Genomic DNA, 23,265 nt, shown 5'->3' on the forward strand with positions numbered 1-23,265 from the left:
TTCCTAACCACTTAATTGTAGACCATTCCCATGTGATTGAAAAGATATTTTAAAAAGTATTATAGACATTTTGGCATGTTCCTGAGGTCGGTTCGTAGAAGCAGTGAAGCTTGTATCTGGAAACAAAAGGCTGATCATACCATGTTGACGGGCAATTTGCAGGCGGCCTGAAGTACCAAAGACTGTATTTAGCCGGCCAGAAGCTTTCACCTTTCACCACACGTCTCGCCAACGTTTTTTCACTTTCCCTTGCCCTTTGATAAAAATAGCCTTTTTGTACCGCCTCAAATGCATGCGGCTGGTAGACCATCTGCGGAATTGTCCTCAGTCCTTTAAAATCGGAGCAATTTGCCCTTACCCTGTTAATCCCGACATTTCCGACGAGAAGCATTCCTTTTCTTCCTTCCCCTTCGGCTTCTGCCCTCAACAGCCTTGCCAATAAATTGATGTCAGCTGGCTTTGCTTTAACAACTGCCATGACGTCACCTCCACCTTCTTTCCTCCCATCATATTCCCAGGAACTTTGAATGTTGCTAACGACAAGCTGTTTAGAGTTTTGCTTCCCGGGAAAAGGAAAAGAACCCAGCAATCTTTTTTAAATAAGGCTCCTGTATCCTTATCTGACAAGAAGAAATGGGTTACAATGATGGATAGATTGGAGGTAGACCATTTGCGCAGATTTTTTTCAACACTTGTAGTAATTGTTGTACTATTCATGACAAAGCCCATGTGGGAAGGCAAGATGGAGCAGCTTCTCCATTCTAAGCAATTAGAGCCGATCACTTCACGTCTGGATGCCATTAAAAATGATCCGGCCACAGCAGAAGCATTGGAAAATGCTAAAGTGCAATGGAAGCAGCTTGCGCTTGAAATAAAAGATTTAATGAATGCAGATATTCAGAATCAGGATACGGCGAAAGCTGAAAAGCCTGATTTGGCAAAACCGGAAAATCAAACATTCTCCGTCTATAATATAGAGCTTGGCGATACGAAACAAAAGGTGGAACAAGCTATAGGCGCTCCAAAGCGCAGCACTGAAAACGAATATGGAACACATTGGAATGCCTATCATCAAAATTACCAGAACTTCATGATGGTTTCCTATGATTCTGGCGGAAAAGTAAATGCGCTTTATACTGATCAGGATCTGCTCTCATCAAAGACCGGAATCAAGATTGGCAGTCCAAGGGATATGGTCAGGGAAAAACTAGGGGAGCCAATGTCCGAAATGAGGAAAGGACTTGTATTCTACAAAATTGAATCAAACGGGGAATATGATGTCTACCATATGGATAATAGCTATGTCACCATTTTTTACGATAAACATGAGCAGAATACCGTGACAGCCATCCAAATCATCGATCAAAAACTCGAGCAGGACAAAAATCAGTATTACACCACACCAAGCAGCTCACTCGAGAAAGGTTTCGAATACCAGCTATTCGATCTTACGAATGCTGCAAGGGTGGAGCATGGACTCCCGTATTTGACATGGGATGAACATGTTCAGAAGACTGCACTTAAACATAGTGAGGATATGGCAGAAAATCAATACTTCGACCACACCAATCCAAAGGGGCAGTCTCCTTTTGACCGCATGCATGAAGATGACATCTATTTTCTTGCTGCCGGAGAGAACCTTGCTTATGGCCAGAACAGCAGCATCTTCGCACATGAAGGCCTGATGAACTCCCTTGGCCACAGGAAAAACATCCTGCAAAAAGATTTCGAATACCTCGGTGTCGGAGTGGCTTTCGGAGATCAATCCCAGCCATATTACACCGAAAACTTTTATAGCAAATAGTAAAAGACGCAGTCGAATATTCCGGCTGCGTCTTTTCTTATATTATTTTACTGCTAATTTTTGTTTGATCTCTTCTATTTGAAGACGGTGTCTCTCTTCATGGTAGCCAATGAAAGGAATCCATTGGTCAAGGCTCATCATGCCAAAGACTGGATGAGGCATCGCTTTCTGCTTTAATTTTTCTTGGTCGGCATTGTTCGCAAAATCCAACAGCATTTCCCTTGAAGACGCTAATTTTTCTTTCATATCATCAATCGACTTGATTTCACCTGTCGGCTGGACATGTGATGGAGCATCCACTTTTCTGCTTCGATCGACAGTCAGTTGAATCGGTTTATCTTCCGCTTCCTTCTCCTCCCCGCTTTCCAGCTGTTTCATCATCCCTTTTGTAAGGACCAGCTCCATTAAATAAAGGTGTTCCAACACTTCCATGATACTCCAGCTGTCAGAGTCGGGGCGGGTATTCAGCTGATTATCATCTAGTCCGTTTACAGTTTCCCAAATTGCTTCACGTACTTTTATATTATTTTCCAATTTCATACTCTCCTTCATCATCTGATGAATTTAGTATAGACCTTTTCCTAAGGGATTTCATTTGAGAAGGCTTTTATTCAAACTGACTTGATCATCATGATCCTATAAAGATTGCAGCCATTCCTTTGCAGCTTGAACCTCGCCGCCTGTCAGTTGATGACCTTGGTATTCCCAATGAGTTTTCACATTAGCGCCTGCATCTTCTAAAAGCTTTACCAGCTCTTCTGTCTCTGACACAGGGATCAATGGATCATTTTTTCCTGCGCCAATGAAAATAGGCGTTTCCTTCAAATGCGGGAGTTCTATTCCCCTTCTCGGAACCATCGGATGAAAAAGAATCGACCCCTTTAGTGCATCTTTGAAATGAAAATGCAGGCTGCCTGCAATGTTGGCACCGTTGGAATAGCCGACAGCCATCACATTTTTTCGATTGAATCCATATGTTTTTGAGCTTTCATCCAGAAATTCATTCAGCTCATTTGTACGAAAAATCAGGTCTTCCTCATCGAATACCCCTTCTGACAGACGGCGGAAGAAGCGGGGCATGCCATTTTCAGCCACATTCCCCCGGACGCTCAAAATGGAAGATCCTTCAGATATCATACTTCCAATCGGAAGAAGATCATGCTCTGTTCCTCCTGTCCCATGGAGCAGCAGAAGAACCGGAGCATCAGGATTCGTACCTTGTTTATATAGATGCTTCACTAGAGACCCCTCCTATTCTGATTTTGTATCAAGCGGTTTTAATTTTGCTTCAATGGTTTCACGGTGCGGCTCTAAAAATGGAGGCAGTGCCAGTGATTCACCAAGATGTTCCAATTCCTCATCTGTTGCAAATCCAGGTCCATCAGTTGCCAGTTCAAATAAAATGCCATTCGGTTCCCTGAAATAAAGGGATTTGAAATAAAAGCGATCAACGAAACCAGAGTTAGGGAAACGAGAGCTGCGGATATGTTCAATCCATTTACGGAGCTCTTCTTCATCGTCAACCCGGAAAGCTACATGGTGGACGCCGCCCCTTCCTTGTCTTTCATGAGGCAGATCATTGCGGACTTCAATATGGATTTCAGCACCGCTTCCTCCTTCTCCTGTATCATATACTTGAATATCCGGCTGGCCTTCAACTTCAGCAGGATAAGACCCTTTAAAGCGGAATCCCATAACTTCGGTGAGTACTCCTGCAGTAGGTTCCCCAAAAGGAACGGTCAATCTTACCGGCCCAAGGCCACGAATGGCATATTCCACTGGAATCGGGCTTTTGGCCCAAGGAGTCCCTCCTTTGACGCCATGGTCATTTTCATCGGAGACCAACTGGAAGCGCTGGCCTTCAAAATCTTTAAAAGACAATGTTTGGCGTCCTGCTCTTTCTTTGATTTCTTCATGCTCCACATTGAACTCTTCAAAACGGTTTTTCCAATATGCCAATGAAGCGTCATTTGGAACTCTTAATCCAAGGGAAGAGATGCTGTTATTCCCATCATGATTGCGGGCAGCCATCGGGATTTCGAAAAAAGTCAATTCGGTGCCGGGATTGCCAACTTCATCCCCATAAAATAAATGATAGACGGAAGTGTCATCCTGATTGACTGTTTTTTTTATGAGACGAAGCCCAAGTACTTTTGTATAAAATTGAAAATTCTCTCCTGCTTTGGCTGTAATAGCTGAAACGTGGTGAATTCCTTTTAATTCCATTATTAATTCCTCCATTCATCCTTTTTGTATTTTTTTCAATAAATTCAGCAGCTGTTTTTTCTCATCCCGTGTCAATACATCAAATTGCGCAGCTTGGAAATGTTCCTGATTCGGGACTACTTCGTTAAATAGCTCCTGCCCCTTTTCTGTAAGTGACAAATATTTTGTTTTCCACTCCTGTTCCCGTTTAATGTAGCCAAGAGACTCCATTTTGCTTAGGAGCTGTGTAATATTCCCTTTTGAAACGAGCAGCTTGGCAGCCAGGTCCTGCTGGGATAAGCGATTATGGCTTCCAACCTGGACCAATACATCGAATTGTGCAGTTGTTAAATTCCATTCTTTCAGATGCTGATTGGATTCTTTAATGCTTTGGTTAAAAACCCTGGATAATCGGAACCATATTAATAAACCCAATCGTTCTCCAATATTTCTGTTTGCTTTATCCTTCACTATGCCACCTCGCTTTTCTGATCTTATTATCAGTTTATACCTAAACTGATAAAGTGTCAATAAATCCATTTCTCTTTTTATAGGATCATTTTTGATCCATAGGTACTTTGAAGTAACGTACTGGTGAACATCGTTTGTAAGTGGTATGATGAAACAATCGCAATGTTAATTAAGGAGTGACAGCCTTTATGAAAAAATATAATATACCTGTCGAAGCCGCTTTGGAGGTCATTGGCGGGAAGTGGAAAGTTGTCATACTATGCCACTTGATTAAAGGAACTAAAAGGACAAGCGAATTAAAGAAACTGATGCCGGGGATCACACAAAAGATGCTGACTCAGCAGCTGCGCGAATTGGAAGACGACGGAGTCATCCATCGTGAAGTATATAATCAAGTCCCCCCAAAGGTTGAATACTCTTTAACCGAGTATGGATGGTCATTAAAAGGAATTTTAGACAGCCTATGTGCATGGGGCGAGCAGCATATTGAGCGTGTTTACGAGGATAAAAGTGAAGTCCTGCTCGAGCCGGCGGAATAATAAAGAGATCATCATTGAAGATGATCTCTTTTTATGTCAGCCCTTCAAATATTAATTCGACCACTTCATTTTTCTTTGCTTCGACCTCTTCAGGCGCTATATATCCATCAGTAAATAAATCAAGCACCCCATTCAACGCACCCCAGTAGAGGTTCACCATCAGCTTAGGATCATATGATTTCAAATGGCCATTTTCAATCGCATTTTCAAATGCTTTTAAAAGATAATCATGACTTGGCTGAATATAATTTTCACTGATGCTGTCTTTTTCTGTGGAAAATACTATTTCAAGGTCGTTATCCATTTTGCGATAGAACTTGGATAATACTGGCTGTTTATAGGCCATATCAATGTAAAACATTGTATAGTTTTTCAGCCTTTCATATGGTTCTGCTTCTTTTGTCAGCTGATTCCGGATAAATACACTGGCAGCATCCAAGTAAAGCGTGAACAAATCACGATAAAGATCCATTTTATCCTTATAATAATAGTAAACGAGTCCTCTGGCGATTCCTGCCCTCTTTGCAATATCACCGATTTCAGCGGCAAGCAGCCCCTTCTCCACATAAACCTCCATGGCAGCCCGCTGAATCTGTCCGATCCGCTCCCTCCGTATTTTTTCATTTTGTTCAGACGTCCTCGGCGACATCGAACCACCCTCCCAATCCAGTCATTATCCCTTAACATACCCAAAATTGACACAAGCGTCAATCCATTCTTCTATTTCCCAAGCGCAACTCTCACAAAATTGGAAATTTTAGTGATTCTATAATCTCACAATATATCAGTTGATTGAGTGGGAATCTGCGAGACTCCTGCGGAAAAACGGGCTGGCGAGACCCCACAGCGAAGCGAGGAGGCTTGCCAGTTCGTCCGCGGAAAGCGAGTGGATTCCCGCTCAATCGAGTAGAAAAACCTGAAAATTTTTTATTGGCTATGGTAAATCTCATCCCCTTACCGACTTTAATTAATAGAAATTTCAAAATTTATGAAGTGAGCGAAAATTCAGGTTATGATGAGGGTAGAATATTTTGTCAAATGGGTTGGTGAAGAAATGAACACGTTTAAAAGTTTAAGAGGGCTTGACCGCAATGTTTGGATCCGCTTTGCAGGGGAGGCCATGAACGGCATCGCCTTTATGATGCTGATGCCTTTTCTAGCTCTTTATTTAAAAGATAAAATCGATTCCTTATGGCTCGTAGGAGTTGTCATGGCTGTCGGGCCTATAACCTCTGTAGTTGGAACGATGCTTGGCGGGAGATTCGCGGATCAATATGGCCGCAAACCCGTCATGGTTGCTTCAATGGCCGGGAATGGGTTTGTCATGCTGGGATTCATCTATTTTGACAGTTTTATCGCTTTTGTCATTCTTTCTGCTCTAATGGGATTTTTAAATTCATTGTTCCACCCGGCTGCTTCAGCAATGGTGGCCGATGTGACGCCGCCGGAGCAGCGGACGGAGGCATTCGGTCTATTAAGGCTCGGGCACAATATAGGGGCTGCGACAGGACCATTGATTGGTGCTTCTATCATTCTCGTTTCGAAGTCCATCATCTTTTTCATCACAGCTTCATCCGTTTTTCTCTATGCCATAATCGTCGCGGTCTGGATCCATGAGAGCCTGCCGGCATCACAGCCTCGACATAAGGGGAAAAATAAACAAGAGATCAAAGAAGATCCCTTGCCCTCGCCATTTAAAGTGCTCTTTGATGACAAACTGCTTTTGATATTCATCCTGACCGGGATCGTCATTTCCATGAGTTTCTCCCAAACAGAAGGGATGCTTCCGCTTCATTTCGATTTGGAGCTGAAGCACCTGACAGAAGCTCAAAATCCGTTCCCATACTTAATGGCCATGAATGGTCTTCTCGTTGTGCTATTCCAGCTGCCGATTGCATCGTGGGCAGGCAAGAAGAAAATCGGTTCTGTCATGCTCTCCGGCACCATTTTTTTTGGACTTGGAATGATTGCCCTTGCATGGCTCCCAAGATACTTTTATCAGCACCATTCCAGTTTTTCTGTCATATTGATTGTACTACTTATCGTATATGCAGTTTATACTCTGGGAGAAATGCTGATGTCCCCGGTTCAAATGACTTTCATATCCAATATTGCACCTGAACATTTAAGAGGGACCTATATGGGGGCTTCTGGACTGCAATGGATCCTTGGCGGCGCCATTGGACCATTGGTATCCGGTTTTTTGTTGGATCACTCCTTGGGGAACGCCCTGTTTACAGGACTTGGCGCAGGCTGCATTATAGCTGGATTCATATATCTTGCAATCGACCGCATGTCAGGTGAAAGAAATCAGGAATCAGCAGATTCTAAGCTGGCATGAAAATTGCACAAATAAAAAAACGCTTGTGGACTTAAAAAAGTCCCAAGCGTTTTTTACGGAATTAAGCTTCGAATACTTCTACTTTCTCCATAACGTCTCCATTTTTCATGGCTTTTACGATATCCATGCCTGAAGTTACTTGGCCGAATACAGTGTGGACACCGTTCAAGTGAGGCTGTGGCTCATGAACGATGAAGAATTGGCTTCCTCCAGTGTTTTTTCCGGCATGCGCCATTGAAAAAGCCCCTTCCGTATGTGTATGTGGGTTGCCTTCTGTTTCACACTTGATTGTGTAGCCAGGACCGCCTGTTCCATTTCCGTTAGGATCTCCACCTTGGCTGACAAATCCAGGGATGACGCGGTGGAAAGTCAATCCATTATAGAATCCTTCGTTCGCTAATTTTTCAAAGTTTTCAACTGTACCTGGAGCTTCATTCGGGAAAAGATCAAATTCGATTTTTCCGCCGTTTTCCATTAATATGTATCCTTTTTTCGCCATTATCAACATCTCCTTAAATAAAATCAATAATCAGCCTCTATCATATCATGTTTTTCATCGAACGGAAAATGCTATGATCCAGCCTCCTTTACCGCAGCATCTATTTTTCCCTTCACCATCCAATTGTGTGTGTTTTTTGTAAACAAGAAATATTCCTGTTGGAGATATTCTTCCAATCTAATACAATAAGATTATTAATGTACATAATTTCAGGAGGCGGTATGGACATGAACAATCATGAAATAGATTACAAAATCTACGGAGATGATATGCAGTTTGTCGAGGTTGAGCTGGATCCAAAGGAAACGGTGGTTGCCGAAGCAGGAAGTTTGATGATGATGGAAGATGATATCCAGATGGAAACGATATTTGGCGACGGCTCCTCTGCAGACAGCGGGGGCTTTGTCGGAAAGCTCTTCAATGCCGGAAAACGCGTACTGACGGGTGAAAGTCTCTTTATGACGGCATTTACCAATGAAGGATATGGAAAAAAGAGAGTTTCCTTTGCTTCTCCTTATCCTGGAAAGATCATTCCACTTGATTTAAGCAGGCATGGGAAAATCATTTGCCAAAAAGATGCGTTCCTGGCAGCAGCAAAAGGTGTTTCAGTGGGAATTGAATTCCAGCGCAAATTGGGGACAGGATTTTTCGGTGGTGAAGGATTCATCATGCAAAAGCTTGAAGGGGATGGAATGGCCTTCATCCATGCAGGCGGGACGCTTCACCAAAAGAACCTGCAGCCCGGAGAAACCCTTCGTGTGGATACGGGATGTCTAGTCGCTATGACGAGCGGAGTGGACTATAATATCGAATTCGTCAAAGGAGTCAAAACCGCATTATTCGGCGGGGAAGGATTATTCTTTGCCACACTGAGAGGACCGGGGATCGTCTGGGTGCAGTCCCTTCCATTCAGCCGATTGGCGAGCCGCGTTTTCTCCGCTATGCCTTCGAGAGGCGGAGCGAAAGACGAAGGAAGCATAGCAAAAGGATTATTCGACCTCTTTAACGGCGACTGATCCACTAAAACAAAAACAGGCTGGGTATCCAGCCTGTTTTTCATTGGAAGAAATGACGAATATGATTCATCACTTCCAGCGGTTTCTCCACAATTGTCCAATGCCCGCTTTCAGGGATGACCTTCATTTCAGCATGAGGAAGATCCTTTAGAAGAAGCTCTTCAAGCTCCAAAGGGGAAATCAAATCGGATTCTCCCTGTAATATAAGGATGGGAATATGGCTGATATGAGACAATTTCCCCCTCAAATCATAGCTCTCCCGTATTGCCTTCCCCATTTCTTCATTTACAGACGCATTGCTGACCGTCTCAGTTTTCAACGCAGCAGCCTCAGGAGAATGTACATAATAAGGATCAAGGACTGCGAATATTTCTTTCAGCTCTGCCTCTCCCTTTTCGAACTTGGCAGAAAGCAGTTCAAGCACTTTCCTGTCTTCAATTTTCAAACGGTCATTCAAGTTTTTTTCAAATACACCAAACCCTTCATATGAAGACCCAACAGCAGCTGTCAAAACCAATTTCTCAACATTCTCAGGATACTTGGCTGCATATATAAGAGCGAGCATGGTCCCCCATGATTCACCTACAATATTCAACTGATCAATGCGCAGTTCTTTCCTGAGAATTTCCAATGCCTCTACTTCCTGCATTATTGTAAAGGATGCCCCACTTGCAGCGGTGGACTTTCCACATCCTCTTTGATCATAGAATATCAATTCAAACTGATCGGCCAGTGGTGTCATATGAGGGAGAAAGAAACGGTGCTCTCCTCCAGGACCTCCATGCAGGAAAAGAATTGGTTTCCCTTCCCCAATGCGCCTTACATAAATTTCATCTTCGTTTATTCGTTGATAAAACGCAGACTCTCTCATAGAACTCTTATCCATAATAATCACACTTCATTGAGCTGATAGACTCTTGAATATTTTTCTTCAAGATAGTTCATTAAATAAGCTGCATTAAGTTCTTCTCCGGTCGCTTTAACGATCAATTCATTTGGGGTAAAGAGTTTTCCATATTGATGGATGCGCTCTCTGAGCCATTCCCTGATGAAGGAGAGCTCTCCTTTTTCAATGAAACTCTCCAATTCCGGATGTTCTTTTTTCAATGTATAGTAGATTTGTGCTGCATAAAGGTTTCCAAGGGAATAGGATGGAAAATATCCGAATCCGCCGAAAGACCAATGCACATCCTGAAGGACCCCAAGACTATCGTTAGGAGGAGTGATCCCCAGATAATCATTCATTTTTTCATTCCATACTTTCGGAAGATCTTTCACTTCTATGCTTCCATCAAACAGTCCTTTTTCGATTTCATAACGGACCATTATATGGAGATTATAGGTAAGTTCATCCGCTTCCACACGAATAAAGGAAGGCGCGACTTGATTGATCCCACGGTAAAATGCTTCAAGTTCTACATCCTTCAGCTGCGTTGGAAAGTATTCTTGGAGCTTTGGATAAAAATGATTCCAGAACGAGCTGCTTCTTCCGATAAAATTCTCGTAGAATCGGGATTGAGATTCATGAATGCCAAATGATGCACCTTCACGGAGGACAGTGCCTTCATATACAGGATTGACACCTTGTTCATACATCCCGTGTCCAGATTCATGGATCGTTCCGAAAATGGCTGTTCTCATATTGTTGAGTCGATATCTGGTGGTCAACCGTACATCTCCGGTATTGACCGGCTGCGCAAATGGATGCGCCGATTCATCCAGACGTCCAGCTTCCATATCGAAACCAAGCTTCGGAACAATGAATGAATTGAATTCTTTTTGTTTTTCAATCTCATAATCTACTTCCAGGAAATCCACAAGAGGTTCAACACCTTTCGCCTTCAGACGATCAAGAAGGGCAACACTCCTTGAACGAAGCTCAGCAAAAAGCGGATCCAGCTTCTCTACAGTCAATCCTGGTTCATAATCTTCCAGCAGTGCATTATATGGATGTCCCTCATTCCCATATAATTCAATGAACTTTTTCGTATATGAAACAATTTTTCCCAGGGTTTCTTCAAAAATCGAAAAATCGCTTTTTTCCCTCGCTTCTTCCCAAACGGCATTGGCCCTGGAGACAAGGATTGTGTACTCCTTATACATCGCTTCAGGAATTTTCGCTAATTTTCGAGAATGTGCTTTCCTTTCCCTTACTGCTGCAGCAATTTCAGGTTCCAGCTCTGCGGCATTCTCTTCTAGCGAAAGATACTCCAACAACTCTGTCATTTCAGGAGATGTCGCCAATATAAACGTTTCGGTTGAAAGAGTCCCGATTGCCGAAGCAAAGATAGACGCACTCTTTTTCGGAGCCTTTGTTTTTTGATCCCACGATACCAAACTTAAAATATCATTCAAGTGGCAAATCTTTTCATCCAATTCCTTAAAACGGATGACAGCCTCTTTTACATTACTAATGGTTGTTGTCTTCATTCCAAATCCCCCTTTTTCTATAAACCGACTATACAGTTTATTTAATTTAATCACATTAAGTAACCTTTTTCAATATAGTTTCAAAAATATTCAAACTATTATTCTTGTAAAAACTGCTGAATAATCCAAGCATTTTGTTAGAAGATGCATATTCTACCAGCAAGGAGGTGATTATATGTCTTGCAAACACCACTGCATGGGGCCGCTTGGCTGGGTTGACACTTGTCCTCCGCGACCTGAGCGCGATAGATTTAAAACACTGACGTTTGAAAATTGTGCTCCTTTTGCAGGTTCATCCAATACTCAGGCAAATATCATTTTTGATGTAGAAAGCAATGATATCCCTGTTGTTCTAGCTGGAACCATTGAAAACTTCAGCGACGATGGGATCAATGTTATTTTTGAACGGACTTCCGGAAATGTTACAAGGACCATTCTTGCACATTCTTCCTTATCCTTCATCTATGACGACATTACCAGAGTTTCTGTTTTCGGATTTGGACAAGAATATTCAGGCTCATTCAAGTTCCAGGCGACATATACCATTCCATTGAACAACTGATCCCTGCAATAAAAACACCCTATCCCGTTAAACGGATAGGGTGTTTTTTGAGTACAGCTCATTACAATGCAGCGAGTTCATCAACTAATTCTTTGAATATGCCCAGCGCATTGTCTATAGGGTCAGGCTTTGTCAGATCGACTCCTGCACCTTTCAACAATTCAAGCGGATAGTCGGAGCTTCCGCTTTTCAAGAATTGAAGATAGTTCTTCAGCGAATCCTCATCCCCTGAAAGCAGCCTATCGGCAATATCGATTGCTGAAGCGTAGCCTGTTGCGTATTTATAAACATAAAATGGACGATAGAAGTGAGGGATCCTTGACCACCCATATTTGACCTCTTCATCAAATACCAAATCTTCTCCCTGGTACTCCCGATAAATGGATTCGTATACTTCATTAAAGACATCGGCATTGAGCGGCTCTCCACTTTCGCATTTCTCATGGATCACTTTTTCGAATTCAGAGAACATGACCTGTGTAAAGAAAGTGCCTTTAAATCCGTCAATGAAATGGTTCAAAAGATGCTTTTTCATCTGTTCGTCCTCTTCATGCTTCAACAAGTAGCGGATAAGCAGAATTTCATTTACAGTTGATGCCACTTCAGCAACGAAGATGGAATAGCCTGCACTGATCTGCGGCTGATAGTTGGAACTGTAGTAGGAATGCATGGCGTGTCCGCTTTCGTGGGCAAGGGTGAACAAACTGTCCAGGTCATCATGGTGATTCAATAGAACGAATGGATGGACTCCATAAAGACCCAGATTATAAGCCCCTGACCGTTTTCCAGGAGTTTCCCTCACATCAAGATAGCGCTTCTCTTTGAACCCTGCGAGCGTCTGGACATACTCTTCCCCCAAAGGCTCCAGGGCTTTCAGCATAATATCGTATGCCTCATCAAACGAAATTTCTTTTCTTGCACCTGAAACAAGCGGAACACTGAGGTCATAGGCTCTCAGTTCATCGAGCCCCAGCTTTTCTTTTCGATGCTTGTTATAAGTTATCATGGAATCCAGATTCTGTTTGGTTGATTGAATAAGATTTTCATAAACTTCCTTCGGGACATTATCCCCAAACAGAGCTTTTTCAAGTGCAGAAGGATAATTTCTCATTTTTGACATCAGGACATTGTTTTTGACGGCAGCAGCCAAAGTGGATGCTATGGTGTTTTTGGATGAAACATATGGCTTATAGTACGCATGATAAGCTTCCTTGCGTTTAGCGCGGTCTTCATCCTCGATAAGCTTGGAGTACATCCCCCTTGTCAACTCCACTTTTTCCCCATCATCCCCGGTCACTTCACCGAATCGTATATCCGCATTGTTAATCATGCCAAAAATATTTTTAGGAGCAGCCAGCGCTTCGCCCATTTGGGAAAGCACTTCCTCTTTTTCCTTGCTTAACACATGCTGTTTATATCTAAATGATTCCAAAAGGTCCTCTTTAAAGTAATCGAGGCCTTCTACTTCCTGAAAATACCCCATTAAAGTCTTTTCTTCCAAACTCAATAAAAACGGCATGAAAAACGATGTTGCCCCGCTTACCTTCTGCCCTAGCTGTGATGCACGGTCAAGCAGGGAATGCGCCGCTGAATTCCTTGTATCCAAGTCCACCCCAAGCATCGCATATACATACACTTTCCTGTAATGATACCCCAACTCTTCACCTAGCTTTAAGTATTCATAAAGTGATGACCCGTCACGGATATTTCCATCAAACTCCTTCAGCTGGTCAGCTATTTTCAATACCAAATCATAATCTTTTTCCCAGGCATCCTGATTTGGAAAAATATCAGTTAAATCCCATTTTTCCGAATCAGGGACTTCTTCTCTGGATTTGTAATGCTTCATCATTATTCCCCCTTGTATGTATCGGAAGGACGGCCATTCAGCCGGCCTTCCTTTTCTAAAATAGTACTTCTTATCAGTTTAGCTGATTCCTTCTGAAATCAAAAAGGATTCGACCTTGTTTATTGGAGCTTCTTTAGCTCCTCCTTGATTTCCAGGAGCTCCAAGAGAATCTCTTGCTCATCTCCATATCCATCCACTTCCCGCTGGATCAGTTGTGAATATTTCAACTCGAGCTGCTTTTTATAATCATCAAGCGACTTATCTCTAAGCGAAGCAGTCTCATCTTTTTTCCATTCCAAGTAGGCAGGATAGGAATCATGAAAATCCTCAATCTCCCCTTCTTCAATAGAAATAACCCGATTAGCCAGTTTCTTTAATAGATATGCATCATGGGAAACGATTACGACAGCACCAGGATATCCTGCCAATGCATCTTCGATTGTTTCCCTGGAAGGCAGGTCCAGATAGTTCGTCGGCTCATCCAGAACTAGGAGATCTGCTTCTGAAAGGTAGAGGCGGATGAAAGCAACCCGGCATTTTTCCCCCATGCTCAAGTTTTTTATCTTTTTACGGACATCTTCCCTCCGGAAAAGAAAGCACCCCAGCAAGGTTCTGGCAGCCGTTTGAGTCATGCTTTCAATTTGCAGAAGGCTGTCAAGAAGCGAGTGCTCCTCATCCAGCCTTTCGACCTCCTGTGCAAAATATCCAATCTTCAAATGAGGATGATGTTTGATATCACCTGTACTCGGCTGCAATTCACCAATCAGCAGTTTAAGCAGGGTCGATTTTCCTGAACCATTCCTTCCAATGACAGCAATCCTGTCCCCCCGATGAATTTCAAAAGAAAGGTCGTGAAAAAGTTTTTTATCATTGTAGGCAAAAGAAATTTCTTCTGCCCTGATCAGCCTTTTGGCACCTACTCCATCAGTTTGAAATTCTACATGAATGCCTTTCTGTTCCTTTGGCTTTGCGACCCGCTCCCCTTCCAGTTTTTCTAAAGCTTTTTCCTTGGACTGTGCCCTCGTAATGTTTTTCATGGCTTTGCTTTTTGCATAGGGATTCCTTTCCCCAGCAGCTTGGTGGGCGTTATCAAACCACTGCCGATATTTCCTGATTGTCTCTTCTAACTTTTTCTTTTCCCTCTCCTGCTTTTCATAAAGGGCCATTTGAGTCTGTTTTTCATGTTCTTTCACCTTCAGAAAATCTGAATATCCTCCGCGGACCTTATGAATCCCATTTTTCGAAAGCTCCATCGTAAAATGGGCAGTGTGATCAATAAATTCTCGGTCATGAGAGATAAAAAGGATGGTTCCGTTGAATTTATTCATCCATTCTTCTAGCCATTGCAGTGATTCTTTATCCAGATGATTCGTCGGTTCATCAAGGATAAGAAAATCAGGGTCCAGCATCAAGGTTCTTGCCAATTGGACCCTTGTCTTCTGGCCGCCGCTCAAACTTTGGAATGTCTGGTTCCATAAATCTTTAGGGATCCCCGTCATCAGCAAATTTTTCTCCGCGGCCGCTTCCCACTCGTATCCCCCGTCATTTAAATATTCCTGAAGAAATTGGTTGTAACTTTCTATTGAATGGGGAAGGTCCTTTTCAGCTCCATTAAGTTTCTTCTTCAATATAAAAATTCTTTCATTCTCCATTTCAACAAAATCCATGACTGTGTCTTCAACCGCGTACTTCGGGTTCTGTTCCATCCATGCCCATTGCAGGTGCATCCTTTTAGTTAATTCACCAGAAACAAATGGGGTTTTCCCGAACACAGCCTTGAGCAGCGTGGTCTTCCCAACCCCATTCTCACCGATAAGTGCTGTATGTTCGCCTTGTTTCACAACAAATGTGATATTCTCAGCCAATAGCTTCCCATCTAGTTCAATAGAGGCATTTTTCACAGATAATAATTCCATTAAGATTCCTTCTTTCATTCAAAAAGTCCAATGAAAAAAGCACAGACTCATGCCTGTGCTTTAGTAATAGGAATCGTGAAAAAATATCCCGGACAAATAAATATTCAAGGCTCTAAAAATAGACATAGTTATCCTAATCACTGCGAACTCAGGCAGAGTCCAGCTTTTCGTATAAAATTAACGAAAGTTGTGATTAGAAATAATCATAGTGTGTAATTAGATGCCTCCTTAATAATGTTATCCATATATTAGCATATATCTTCTGTAAATTCCACTGTATAAAAGTCAGATGGTGCAAATCGATGTATAAATCTGCACCATCCAACCTGCCAATACAAAAACTCATTTCACTGCCAAATTAAATCCAGGAACGTCTTCTTCTGCAGCCATTTGAGCTTCCATCTTGTGCGGATTCAACATTGTCTGCTGCATTATTTGTACGGTTACGGCATCCATTGCCATGGTCATCGTTCGCATTTTGGATGATGACGCGGTCTGCACGAATCAGGACTTAATCGGCATCGACATTAAGGATGCGATTGTTGTTATTAGTATTATTGTGATTTGACATGAATATCCCTCCTTTTCCCATTGATGGTCCTATTATATGCATGGAAAATTTAATAGAGTGGACTAATAGATTAACTCTGCTTAATTGTGCTAAAAATCAAATAGAAATCAGCCCAAGTGTTTAATTTTCTTTTAAAATAAAAAAACCGTTTTTAGACGGTTTTCCTAAAAGTTGCTGTATAATCTTTACTTTTCTTTTTTGTTTTTTCACTTACCACAAATACAGCAGATAGAATCAATAATATCCCTGCACCCTGCCACAGACTTAATTTTTCATGATAAATGATGATTCCGGCCAATGATGCGACAACAGGCTCAATGGTTGCCAGTATTGAAGCCCTGCTCGCTTCCACCGCTTCAAGCCCTTTTGTATAAAGGATGTAAGAAAACACGGTAGATAATACGCCTAAGCCCAGCACACTCAACCATACTGCTCCATTTGTGAAAAGATTGGCTTTATCCCGCAATCCGCTTATAGGCAGCATAAACACAGCTGCAAATATAAACGTGTAGGCTGTGACAGTCATGGAGGAATATTTTGATAGAGCAAACTTCCCAAACACACTATACAATGCATAACCCAATCCGGATCCAATGCCCGCGAGAAATCCCGTAATAGTCAAGGATGCATGAAAAGAAGGAAATATTCCAGCTACCAGCATACAGCCCGCCAAAGTGAAAACGAGAGCAGTTCCCTTTCGCCAATTGACTTTTTCTTTAAACAGCAGTGCAGAAAACAATGTGACAAATGCAGGTGCTGTATATAACAGAATGGAAGCTACTGACAGCCCCAACTCACCGATGGAATAGAAAAGACAAAGATTAAAAAACACAATGCTTAAAATACCGGTTCCGACGAAATATTTCGAGTCACGCCAATGGATCTTCGGAATTCTTTTATTTTTTATCAAAGCATATAAAATTAAAAAAACAGAGGCAAATGATACGCGAATCGCCACTACTTCCAAGGAATTGAACCCAAAGCGATAGAGGCTGTTCACAAATATCCCGATGATTCCCCATAGCGCAGCCCCAAAAATGATGTAGGCATATGCTTTGCCACTAGACAAAATGATCTCTCCCCTTATAAAAATAACCGGCGCTCTGGCCGGTTATTTTTTCTTCTTATATTCCTTGATGACAAAATAAATAATCCCGATCACTAATGCCGCAATGATGGAAGGCAATATGTATGGATGCGCTTTTTCCTTGATTTCCATCCAATTCTTGCCCAGGGCCATTCCTAAATAAAGAAAGAAGATGGTCCACGGGATGATGGCAGCAACCGTATATAAAGTGAACTTTTTGAGTGACATCTTTGCAATGCCGGCTGGGATGGATATCGCATGTCTAACGACAGGAATAAAACGAGCCGTAAAGATGACCCCCGGGCCATATTTTTTAAACCAGTTTTCAGATACATCAATATGATGTTTGTTAATCAAAATGAATTTACCGTATTTTTCAAGAAACGGGCGCCCGCCGTATGATCCGAGCCAATAAAGGAATATCTGCGCAATGGTTCCGCCGATTGTGCCAGCTACGACTGCACCGGCAAAGTTAATTTTTCCGAGAGAAATCAAATATCCCCCATATCCCAATACGAACTCACTCGGGATGACCTCAATCATCAGTCCTAATGCAATTCCGAAATAGCCTAAATCCGCCAGCCCGTTCAAGACTGTAAAAATAAAATCCTTCATGGTTTCCCCTTTACATGGTTTGTCTATCAAATTCATATGCAAATATAAACGTATTATACTAAAGAATTATGGACAACTTCAATCTATTCATGAATCTGTCATATATAAAAATTTCACAGATTGAAAATGTTCAATTAACCAACAAGTGCCCCTTTACATTCTTTTACAATCACATTATCATCAAAGAAGAAGTTAAAAAAGGAGTGGTTGGAATGGGAAAAAGCAATGCAAAAAAGCATCGAGTAAAACAAATGCAGGAAGGTAAAAGGAATCCTGAAGAGTTCCGTGGTGTATATGCACTTACAGATATGAGAACGAGAAAGACGAAAACAAAAAAGGATATCATGAATAAAATGAAATACAAAAAACGGTTTTCCTTTGATCAAGAAGGGGATAACCGTTTTTTTTATTGCGCTTTGATCAAATCTTAACCAATGCCCATTTCAACAAATTCCTATTGACTTACTTGGAATTATCACTTACAATTACTCCAATCAAATAAAATTTATCCAGAGTGGACGAGAGCACTGGCTCAATGACTCCACAGCAACCTGCCAATCAGCAAGGTGCTCCTTCCAGCAAAGCATTTGCTTTGGGTGATAAAGCTCGGTTTAAGCCTTCTTGCCCATTAGCAAGAAGGTTTTTTTAATTTATTTAAAAGGACGGATGATAAATGAAAAAAGTGACCTATCCAATCATGAAAGGCGCCGAAGAGTTCTTTTTCAGGGGAAGCGAAACGGGGATCCTCGTTTGCCACGGTTTTGTCGGAACTCCACAAAGCGTTCGCAAAGTCTCAGAGGAAATCTATCAAAGCACTGGCTGCACAATCTTCGCTCCAAGGCTGAAGGGACATGGAACCTGCGAGACTGATTTATCCCTTTGCAGCCATCAAGACTGGTTTGAGAATTTGGTGCAGAGCTATCACCACCTAAAAAAATATTGCAGCAAAGTCTATGTAATCGGACAATCAATGGGCGGTACGCTTGCACTTAAACTGGCAAGTTCGGGGTTTGATATAGCCGGCATCATAACAGTTAATGCGGCCATTCAGATTCCTGGGTATGACTGCTACAGGGAAGCGGGTTGTTCAGGCTTCATTCAGGAGGGCAGCCCTGATATCAATCTGCCAATTGAAGAAGAATTAACGTATACGAGAGTCCCAATGTCTGCCGTCCAACAGCTCCTTCAGTTGATTGACACTACGAAGGAGCGCCTAAGAAAAGTTGCTTGCCCTGCTCTATTGATTAAATCAATCCATGACCATGTTGTGCCTCATGAAGCAACTGATCTTATTTATGATTCGATTTCTTCAGTAAATAAGTCTATCATCACACTTGATAAGTCTTTTCATGTAGCCACAATGGATTGTGAGATAGAAAAAATAATCGACTCTATTAAACAATTCATTTCTGAAAGCGATAAAAATCTCTCCATTGAAAAAATAAGCTGAAGCCATATGGCTGCCAGCTTACCTTTTACAGGCCAATATCCTCCACTGTTTCTGATGAAAGGGAGACTTTCATTTTTGCCAGAGCCATCCCGCTGATAAAATAAAAGACAGACCCCAAATAAAATATGTAGGATACGGTAAAATAATCAATCAGCACCCCGCAGGCCATTACCGCCCCGGCAGCATACAGGGAGGTCCAGAAATGGTAGTGCCCGATAGTCCTTCCCCTGTCCTCCTGCCCTGTTAATCCAGCCAGGAGGGTTTTTTCGCATGTTTTTTGAATGGATCCAAGCCCACCCAATACAAACTGAAAGAGATAAACCTGCCATAATTGATGGATTTCAGGGATTAATAGAAATAAGAATGCCATTCCGAAAGAATAGAAATAAAGCAGGCTTTTTCCTCCAATTTTGTCGGCTGCCGCCCCTACCCCTTTATGGAAGAGAGCAGAACTTAAAGTAAATACACCATAGGCTATCCCGAAACTTGAGAAGCTCGACCCGATATTATGGATGAAAAGCAAATAAAAAGGGAAAGTAATGCTTGAAGCCATCAAGGCCATGCTTTGGGACGTGATGAACCATCTCATTTTCCATACACCTCATAAAATTCATTCATGAATCTCTCTTGGGGATCCAGCTCCCTTTTCTTCATAAAGAATTCCTCCGTTCTTGGATATGCTTCCTTCATCTGTCTTTTTGTTGGATAGGAATAGTAGGGAAGATAATAGCTCCCACCATGCTTCAGTACAACATCAATCATTTTCCGGATGATTCTTCCAGTCTTTATTTTTCCGCTCTCTGATTTCTCTTGATTGATTAATAGAACGAGTGCAAACATATCATTTTTCGCATAGGACAAAACAGCATCATGATTTTGATGAGTATATCTAATGGTAATGTTCATCAAATTAAGATCCTCCCCTTTCAACGATTTCCTAAGGTCATCTATGCAAGGGGTAAATTCCTCAACGGGGATAAAGTATTCTTGTAGTATGTCCGTATCATCGCTGTCCTCATATTCCAGGAATTTTGATTCTGACCGCATGGCATTATTCCTTGAAACATAGTCCCCATCAATTGAATTGAAATATTTTTTCTGGGATTCCCAAAAAATTTTTTTCCCCCAATCGAAATCGCGGGATAGACCAAGCATGAACTTCGTGATGAAGGTCCCTTCTTCACCTTTTAAGTCTTTGCAGTCATCCAATTTGGATTGTTGATCTGCCAACACATAATCCTCGGAATACATATCTTTCAGAAATCCATCCCCTGGAGCCGTCGAGATCCTCGCTAAATGCATTCGTACGTTTGGCTCATCGAGTACATGCTCCTTAAAAAAAGCTGGATATTCTTTGTAGTCCATGGCAGAAATGCGGTATGTATACAATTCATCTTCTGTGAGCTGCAGCTCCGCATCCAAAATGATCCCAAACAGCCCATAACCTCCTAATACAAGAGGGAAATACTCTGCGTTTTCTTTACGTGAAACACGAATGATTTTACCTTCAGAAGTCAAAAGGTCGAAGTAATTCACTGTATCAATCAGTGAACCGTAGCGGATGTCCCTGCCATGAGCATTCACAGAGAGAGATCCTCCGATCGTAAAAATATTTTGCGACTGCATTACTTTCACTGACAATCCGTATGGGGTGACTGCTTTTTGCACATCATCCCATGTGGCCCCGCTTTCGACCAGAACGGTCTTTTTAGACGAATCTACTTTCAGTATTTTATTATGGGTCTGCATATCAAGTACTACAGCATCTTTGTAAAACGTATGCCCCCCTTGGCTGTGCCTCTTCCCGGCAATGGATATCTTTTGCCCTGTTTTGTTGGCTTCTTTGATGATATCCACCAATTCGTCTACTTCTTTCCCCTTCACTACCTTTTTAACTTTCATCGGCATTAAGCGGCTGACATCCATCACCGTGTTTTTCGGAAGATGTTCATCATCCTTTAATGAAAAATGAAAAAAAGCAAAAGCATAAAAAATCAGAAGTATCATAAGAATTGCTATTTTGCGTTTCATAAAATCCCCCACAAAAAAACCTTTAGTGTAATTTTACACTAAAGGACTAATAATACAACATAATATTTCAATTAATAGATAATAATTTTATCTTCATCAAATGGATCTACTGCATTGGGAATTCTTACAGTCGTTCGGAGAATCGTTTCATTTTCCTCTACAGAAACAGGATGGTCATTTGAAATCATTAATGTGAATGGAATCCGCTTAATTTCATTCGCCTTCACCATTTCAATAGATTCTATGGTTTCTTCATGAATATCCTTCTCATGTTGTGTAAAATCACTTTCCTCTTTCACCGCCTCATAGCGATAGACAAGTCTCAAGTCAATCCCTTCTACCTTCTGGTCACAGCTTCCACCATGTATGACGACTTCTCCTTCAATTTTTCCAGGTCTGGAGATTTTCGGTTCATGAACAATCGTATCGACTTTCATGCTCCCGATCCCGACACTCGATAAAAACTCCTTCCACATAGAAACACCCTTTCCTATAGCATCATTACCGTCATCATATCAAATCGATGCTGTTTTTCCAATCAGGAATAGGAAGGGTTTGGAAGATTTTAATCGCCCCTGTTTCGCAAAACTGATTTAACAGCCTCTTCAATTTCTTTATATCCGGTGCATCTGCAAATATTCGATTCCAGCCATTCTTTTATGACATTATCATCGATAGTTTCTATATGTTCGACCAGTGCTTTACAGTTCATAATGAAACCCGATGTACAATAGCCGCATTGAAAGGCGAAATGCTCAATAAATGCTAATTGTATGGGATCTTCTTTCAGCCCTTCAATGGTCGTGATGTCAGCTTCATCCATCTCAACAGCCAGACTTAAACATGATTTTTGAGGCCTGCCTTCTATCAGTACTGTGCATGCACCACAGTCTCCATTCATACATCCGGGTTTTGCACCTGTCAATCCAAGCCTGGACCTTATTATAAACAAAAGTGTTTCAGAAGACCCGGCCACAATCCTGTGCTCCTCCCCATTCACTTTCAGCGTGATATCATGTGCAGATCTGATGTTCATATCCCGCCTCCCTCCAATTCGTCAAGGAGCTCTTCAATCAAACCTTCCAAAACAAATAGTCTATACTCACTGGAACCTTCCTGGTCATCCAATACTGTTTCCGGGAGAACCTCTCGTACCATAGAGATTTTTTCTCCTTTTGACAGTGACTTATCATTCAAAATGTCTTCCAATCTTTCATCCCTGAATGGATAAGGAAGAAGACCGCTTAAAGCCATTCGGATTTTCCCCTCTGCTTTTAATCCAGCTATCGTTATCAAAGGATACCCGGTATTCCACTGTTGACGTCTTTTTTTTATGAAATAATGTGCCTCCGCATATTTTTTTGATGTACAGAATAATAGAACGAGCGTTCCTTCATTAAGCTGTGGTTCTCCATTAAACAGGGAATGGATATTTTCAAATTTTAATGTTTTATCGCGTATCTCAATTGTCAGCACATAGCTGTCTGCCAATAAAAAAGGGAGTACTCCTTCTCGATAAAAAATTTTTCCGCACGCATTTCCCCCGATTGTTATTTTGTTTCGTGCTGTCCGATCCGCAACTCCACTGACTGTCTCTTCTAATAGCGGGAATATTCCCGTTTTTTCAATGCTCGTCAGCGTCCTGGCGCTCCCAGTATAGATGAATTCCCCTTGGGCCCTGTAAGTCTGTGCCAACGGGATTGCTTTAATGTCGATTACAGCGTCGCATCTGTAAAGATTAAGTCTGCCCAGGGTGATGATTTCCGTCCCCCCTCCGTAATAAATCGGATTCCCATTTTGTTCCCTGAGGGCTGAAAATAGTTCCACAGCCTCCTCATACTCCTGAACACGATGATAATCAAATGTAAAAGGAAGCATC

Annotated in this window: 26 protein-coding genes and 1 riboswitch; of the genes, 8 read left to right on the forward strand and 18 right to left on the reverse strand. The window is 41.8% G+C overall.

Features of this window, described 5'->3' with window-relative positions:
* Positions 1–49: 49 nt before the first annotated feature.
* Positions 50–478, reverse strand: coding sequence for a cell wall hydrolase (locus tag ABTV07_RS11150; RefSeq protein WP_433742339.1), 429 nt, complete (start codon positions 476–478; stop codon positions 50–52).
* A gap of 192 nt (positions 479–670) precedes the next feature.
* On the opposite strand from ABTV07_RS11150, the gene ABTV07_RS11155 reads away from it, so the two are divergent.
* Positions 671–1,804, forward strand: a complete 1,134-nt coding sequence (locus ABTV07_RS11155) for a CAP domain-containing protein (protein ID WP_433742340.1) — start codon at positions 671–673, stop codon at positions 1,802–1,804.
* 42 nt (positions 1,805–1,846) lie between these two features.
* On the opposite strand, the gene ABTV07_RS11160 is transcribed toward ABTV07_RS11155, so the two are convergent.
* From ABTV07_RS11160 to ABTV07_RS11175, 4 genes are all read right to left on the reverse strand, one after another.
* The gene (locus ABTV07_RS11160) at positions 1,847–2,338 is read right to left on the reverse strand and encodes a DinB family protein (protein WP_433742341.1); all 492 of its coding nucleotides are present in this window, start codon (positions 2,336–2,338) and stop codon (positions 1,847–1,849) included.
* A 102-nt stretch (positions 2,339–2,440) separates the two neighbouring features.
* The gene (locus ABTV07_RS11165) at positions 2,441–3,043 is read right to left on the reverse strand and encodes an alpha/beta hydrolase (RefSeq protein WP_433742342.1); all 603 of its coding nucleotides are present in this window, start codon (positions 3,041–3,043) and stop codon (positions 2,441–2,443) included.
* Between the two features lie 12 nt (positions 3,044–3,055).
* A complete protein-coding gene (locus tag ABTV07_RS11170) occupies positions 3,056–4,030 on the reverse strand; it encodes a ring-cleaving dioxygenase (protein WP_433742343.1) in 975 nt (324 codons plus the stop codon).
* A 15-nt stretch (positions 4,031–4,045) separates the two neighbouring features.
* Entirely contained in the window at positions 4,046–4,480 is a 435-nt protein-coding gene (locus tag ABTV07_RS11175) for a MarR family winged helix-turn-helix transcriptional regulator (RefSeq protein ID WP_433742344.1), read from the reverse strand.
* Positions 4,481–4,668: 188 nt separating this feature from the next.
* Here ABTV07_RS11175 and ABTV07_RS11180 point away from each other — a divergent pair, with 188 nt between their 5' ends.
* The gene (locus ABTV07_RS11180) at positions 4,669–5,019 is read left to right on the forward strand and encodes a winged helix-turn-helix transcriptional regulator (protein WP_433742345.1); all 351 of its coding nucleotides are present in this window, start codon (positions 4,669–4,671) and stop codon (positions 5,017–5,019) included.
* 31 nt (positions 5,020–5,050) lie between these two features.
* Here ABTV07_RS11180 and ABTV07_RS11185 read toward each other — a convergent pair whose 3' ends face one another.
* Positions 5,051–5,668 carry a TetR/AcrR family transcriptional regulator gene (locus ABTV07_RS11185; RefSeq protein ID WP_433742346.1) on the reverse strand — a complete coding sequence of 206 codons (618 nt, stop codon included), beginning with the start codon at positions 5,666–5,668 and terminating at the stop codon, positions 5,051–5,053.
* Between the two features lie 405 nt (positions 5,669–6,073).
* Here ABTV07_RS11185 and ABTV07_RS11190 point away from each other — a divergent pair, with 405 nt between their 5' ends.
* A complete protein-coding gene (locus ABTV07_RS11190; RefSeq protein ID WP_433742347.1) occupies positions 6,074–7,360 on the forward strand; it encodes an MDR family MFS transporter in 1,287 nt (428 codons plus the stop codon).
* A gap of 61 nt (positions 7,361–7,421) precedes the next feature.
* Here the strand turns inward: ABTV07_RS11190 and ABTV07_RS11195 are convergent, their stop codons facing one another.
* Positions 7,422–7,859 (reverse strand): peptidylprolyl isomerase, encoded by a 438-nt coding sequence (locus ABTV07_RS11195; protein WP_114744709.1) that lies wholly within the window; start codon positions 7,857–7,859, stop codon positions 7,422–7,424.
* Positions 7,860–8,086: 227 nt separating this feature from the next.
* On the opposite strand from ABTV07_RS11195, the gene ABTV07_RS11200 reads away from it, so the two are divergent.
* Positions 8,087–8,875, forward strand: a complete 789-nt coding sequence (locus ABTV07_RS11200; protein ID WP_433742348.1) for a TIGR00266 family protein — start codon at positions 8,087–8,089, stop codon at positions 8,873–8,875.
* A 40-nt stretch (positions 8,876–8,915) separates the two neighbouring features.
* Here the strand turns inward: ABTV07_RS11200 and ABTV07_RS11205 are convergent, their stop codons facing one another.
* Positions 8,916–9,761, reverse strand: a complete 846-nt coding sequence (locus tag ABTV07_RS11205) for an alpha/beta fold hydrolase (RefSeq protein ID WP_433742349.1) — start codon at positions 9,759–9,761, stop codon at positions 8,916–8,918.
* Positions 9,762–9,766: 5 nt separating this feature from the next.
* The gene (locus tag ABTV07_RS11210) at positions 9,767–11,305 is read right to left on the reverse strand and encodes a carboxypeptidase M32 (protein ID WP_433742350.1); all 1,539 of its coding nucleotides are present in this window, start codon (positions 11,303–11,305) and stop codon (positions 9,767–9,769) included.
* A gap of 175 nt (positions 11,306–11,480) precedes the next feature.
* Between ABTV07_RS11210 and ABTV07_RS11215 the strand changes: the two genes are divergently transcribed.
* Positions 11,481–11,867, forward strand: coding sequence for a hypothetical protein (locus tag ABTV07_RS11215; RefSeq protein ID WP_433742351.1), 387 nt, complete (start codon positions 11,481–11,483; stop codon positions 11,865–11,867).
* Between the two features lie 61 nt (positions 11,868–11,928).
* On the opposite strand, the gene pepF is transcribed toward ABTV07_RS11215, so the two are convergent.
* Positions 11,929–13,716, reverse strand: coding sequence for an oligoendopeptidase F (pepF, locus tag ABTV07_RS11220; RefSeq protein ID WP_433742353.1), 1,788 nt, complete (start codon positions 13,714–13,716; stop codon positions 11,929–11,931).
* Positions 13,717–13,835: 119 nt separating this feature from the next.
* Entirely contained in the window at positions 13,836–15,632 is a 1,797-nt protein-coding gene (gene abc-f / locus ABTV07_RS11225) for a ribosomal protection-like ABC-F family protein (RefSeq protein WP_433742355.1), read from the reverse strand.
* Positions 15,633–16,035: 403 nt separating this feature from the next.
* On the opposite strand from abc-f, the gene ABTV07_RS11230 reads away from it, so the two are divergent.
* Entirely contained in the window at positions 16,036–16,200 is a 165-nt protein-coding gene (locus tag ABTV07_RS11230) for a hypothetical protein (protein WP_433742356.1), read from the forward strand.
* A gap of 154 nt (positions 16,201–16,354) precedes the next feature.
* Here ABTV07_RS11230 and ABTV07_RS11235 read toward each other — a convergent pair whose 3' ends face one another.
* Both ABTV07_RS11235 and ABTV07_RS11240 read right to left on the reverse strand, forming a co-directional pair.
* The gene (locus tag ABTV07_RS11235; protein ID WP_433742358.1) at positions 16,355–17,272 is read right to left on the reverse strand and encodes a DMT family transporter; all 918 of its coding nucleotides are present in this window, start codon (positions 17,270–17,272) and stop codon (positions 16,355–16,357) included.
* 42 nt (positions 17,273–17,314) lie between these two features.
* On the reverse strand, positions 17,315–17,905 hold the full coding sequence (locus ABTV07_RS11240) for a DedA family protein (RefSeq protein WP_433742360.1): 591 nt from the start codon (positions 17,903–17,905) through the stop codon (positions 17,315–17,317).
* A 212-nt stretch (positions 17,906–18,117) separates the two neighbouring features.
* On the opposite strand from ABTV07_RS11240, the gene ABTV07_RS11245 reads away from it, so the two are divergent.
* Both ABTV07_RS11245 and ABTV07_RS11250 read left to right on the forward strand, forming a co-directional pair.
* Positions 18,118–18,336 (forward strand): hypothetical protein, encoded by a 219-nt coding sequence (locus ABTV07_RS11245; RefSeq protein ID WP_433742361.1) that lies wholly within the window; start codon positions 18,118–18,120, stop codon positions 18,334–18,336.
* A 71-nt stretch (positions 18,337–18,407) separates the two neighbouring features.
* Positions 18,408–18,511: riboswitch (SAM riboswitch) on the forward strand.
* Positions 18,512–18,578: 67 nt separating this feature from the next.
* Complete coding sequence (locus ABTV07_RS11250; protein ID WP_433742362.1) at positions 18,579–19,355, forward strand: alpha/beta hydrolase; 777 nt, start codon at positions 18,579–18,581, stop codon at positions 19,353–19,355.
* 25 nt (positions 19,356–19,380) lie between these two features.
* Here ABTV07_RS11250 and ABTV07_RS11255 read toward each other — a convergent pair whose 3' ends face one another.
* The 5 genes from ABTV07_RS11255 to ABTV07_RS11275 all read right to left on the reverse strand — a co-directional run bounded on the left by ABTV07_RS11255 (position 19,381) and on the right by ABTV07_RS11275 (position 23,264).
* The gene (locus tag ABTV07_RS11255) at positions 19,381–19,944 is read right to left on the reverse strand and encodes an MFS transporter (protein ID WP_433742364.1); all 564 of its coding nucleotides are present in this window, start codon (positions 19,942–19,944) and stop codon (positions 19,381–19,383) included.
* On the reverse strand, positions 19,941–21,386 hold the full coding sequence (locus ABTV07_RS11260) for an FAD-binding protein (protein ID WP_433742366.1): 1,446 nt from the start codon (positions 21,384–21,386) through the stop codon (positions 19,941–19,943). Before ABTV07_RS11260 ends, ABTV07_RS11255 begins: the two co-directional genes overlap by 4 nt.
* A gap of 71 nt (positions 21,387–21,457) precedes the next feature.
* Entirely contained in the window at positions 21,458–21,862 is a 405-nt protein-coding gene (locus ABTV07_RS11265) for a sporulation protein (protein ID WP_433742368.1), read from the reverse strand.
* A gap of 89 nt (positions 21,863–21,951) precedes the next feature.
* Positions 21,952–22,422: a (2Fe-2S)-binding protein gene (locus ABTV07_RS11270; protein WP_433742369.1), complete on the reverse strand. Its 471-nt coding sequence runs from the start codon at positions 22,420–22,422 to the stop codon at positions 21,952–21,954.
* Positions 22,419–23,264 (reverse strand): FAD binding domain-containing protein, encoded by an 846-nt coding sequence (locus ABTV07_RS11275; RefSeq protein WP_433742371.1) that lies wholly within the window; start codon positions 23,262–23,264, stop codon positions 22,419–22,421. The genes ABTV07_RS11270 and ABTV07_RS11275 overlap by 4 nt, the downstream gene beginning before the upstream one ends.
* Between the last annotated feature and the right edge of the window lies 1 nt (position 23,265).

Source organism: Falsibacillus pallidus, from assembly GCF_050990905.1.
GTDB classification, from domain to species: domain Bacteria; phylum Bacillota; class Bacilli; order Bacillales; family DSM-25281; genus Falsibacillus; species Falsibacillus pallidus_A.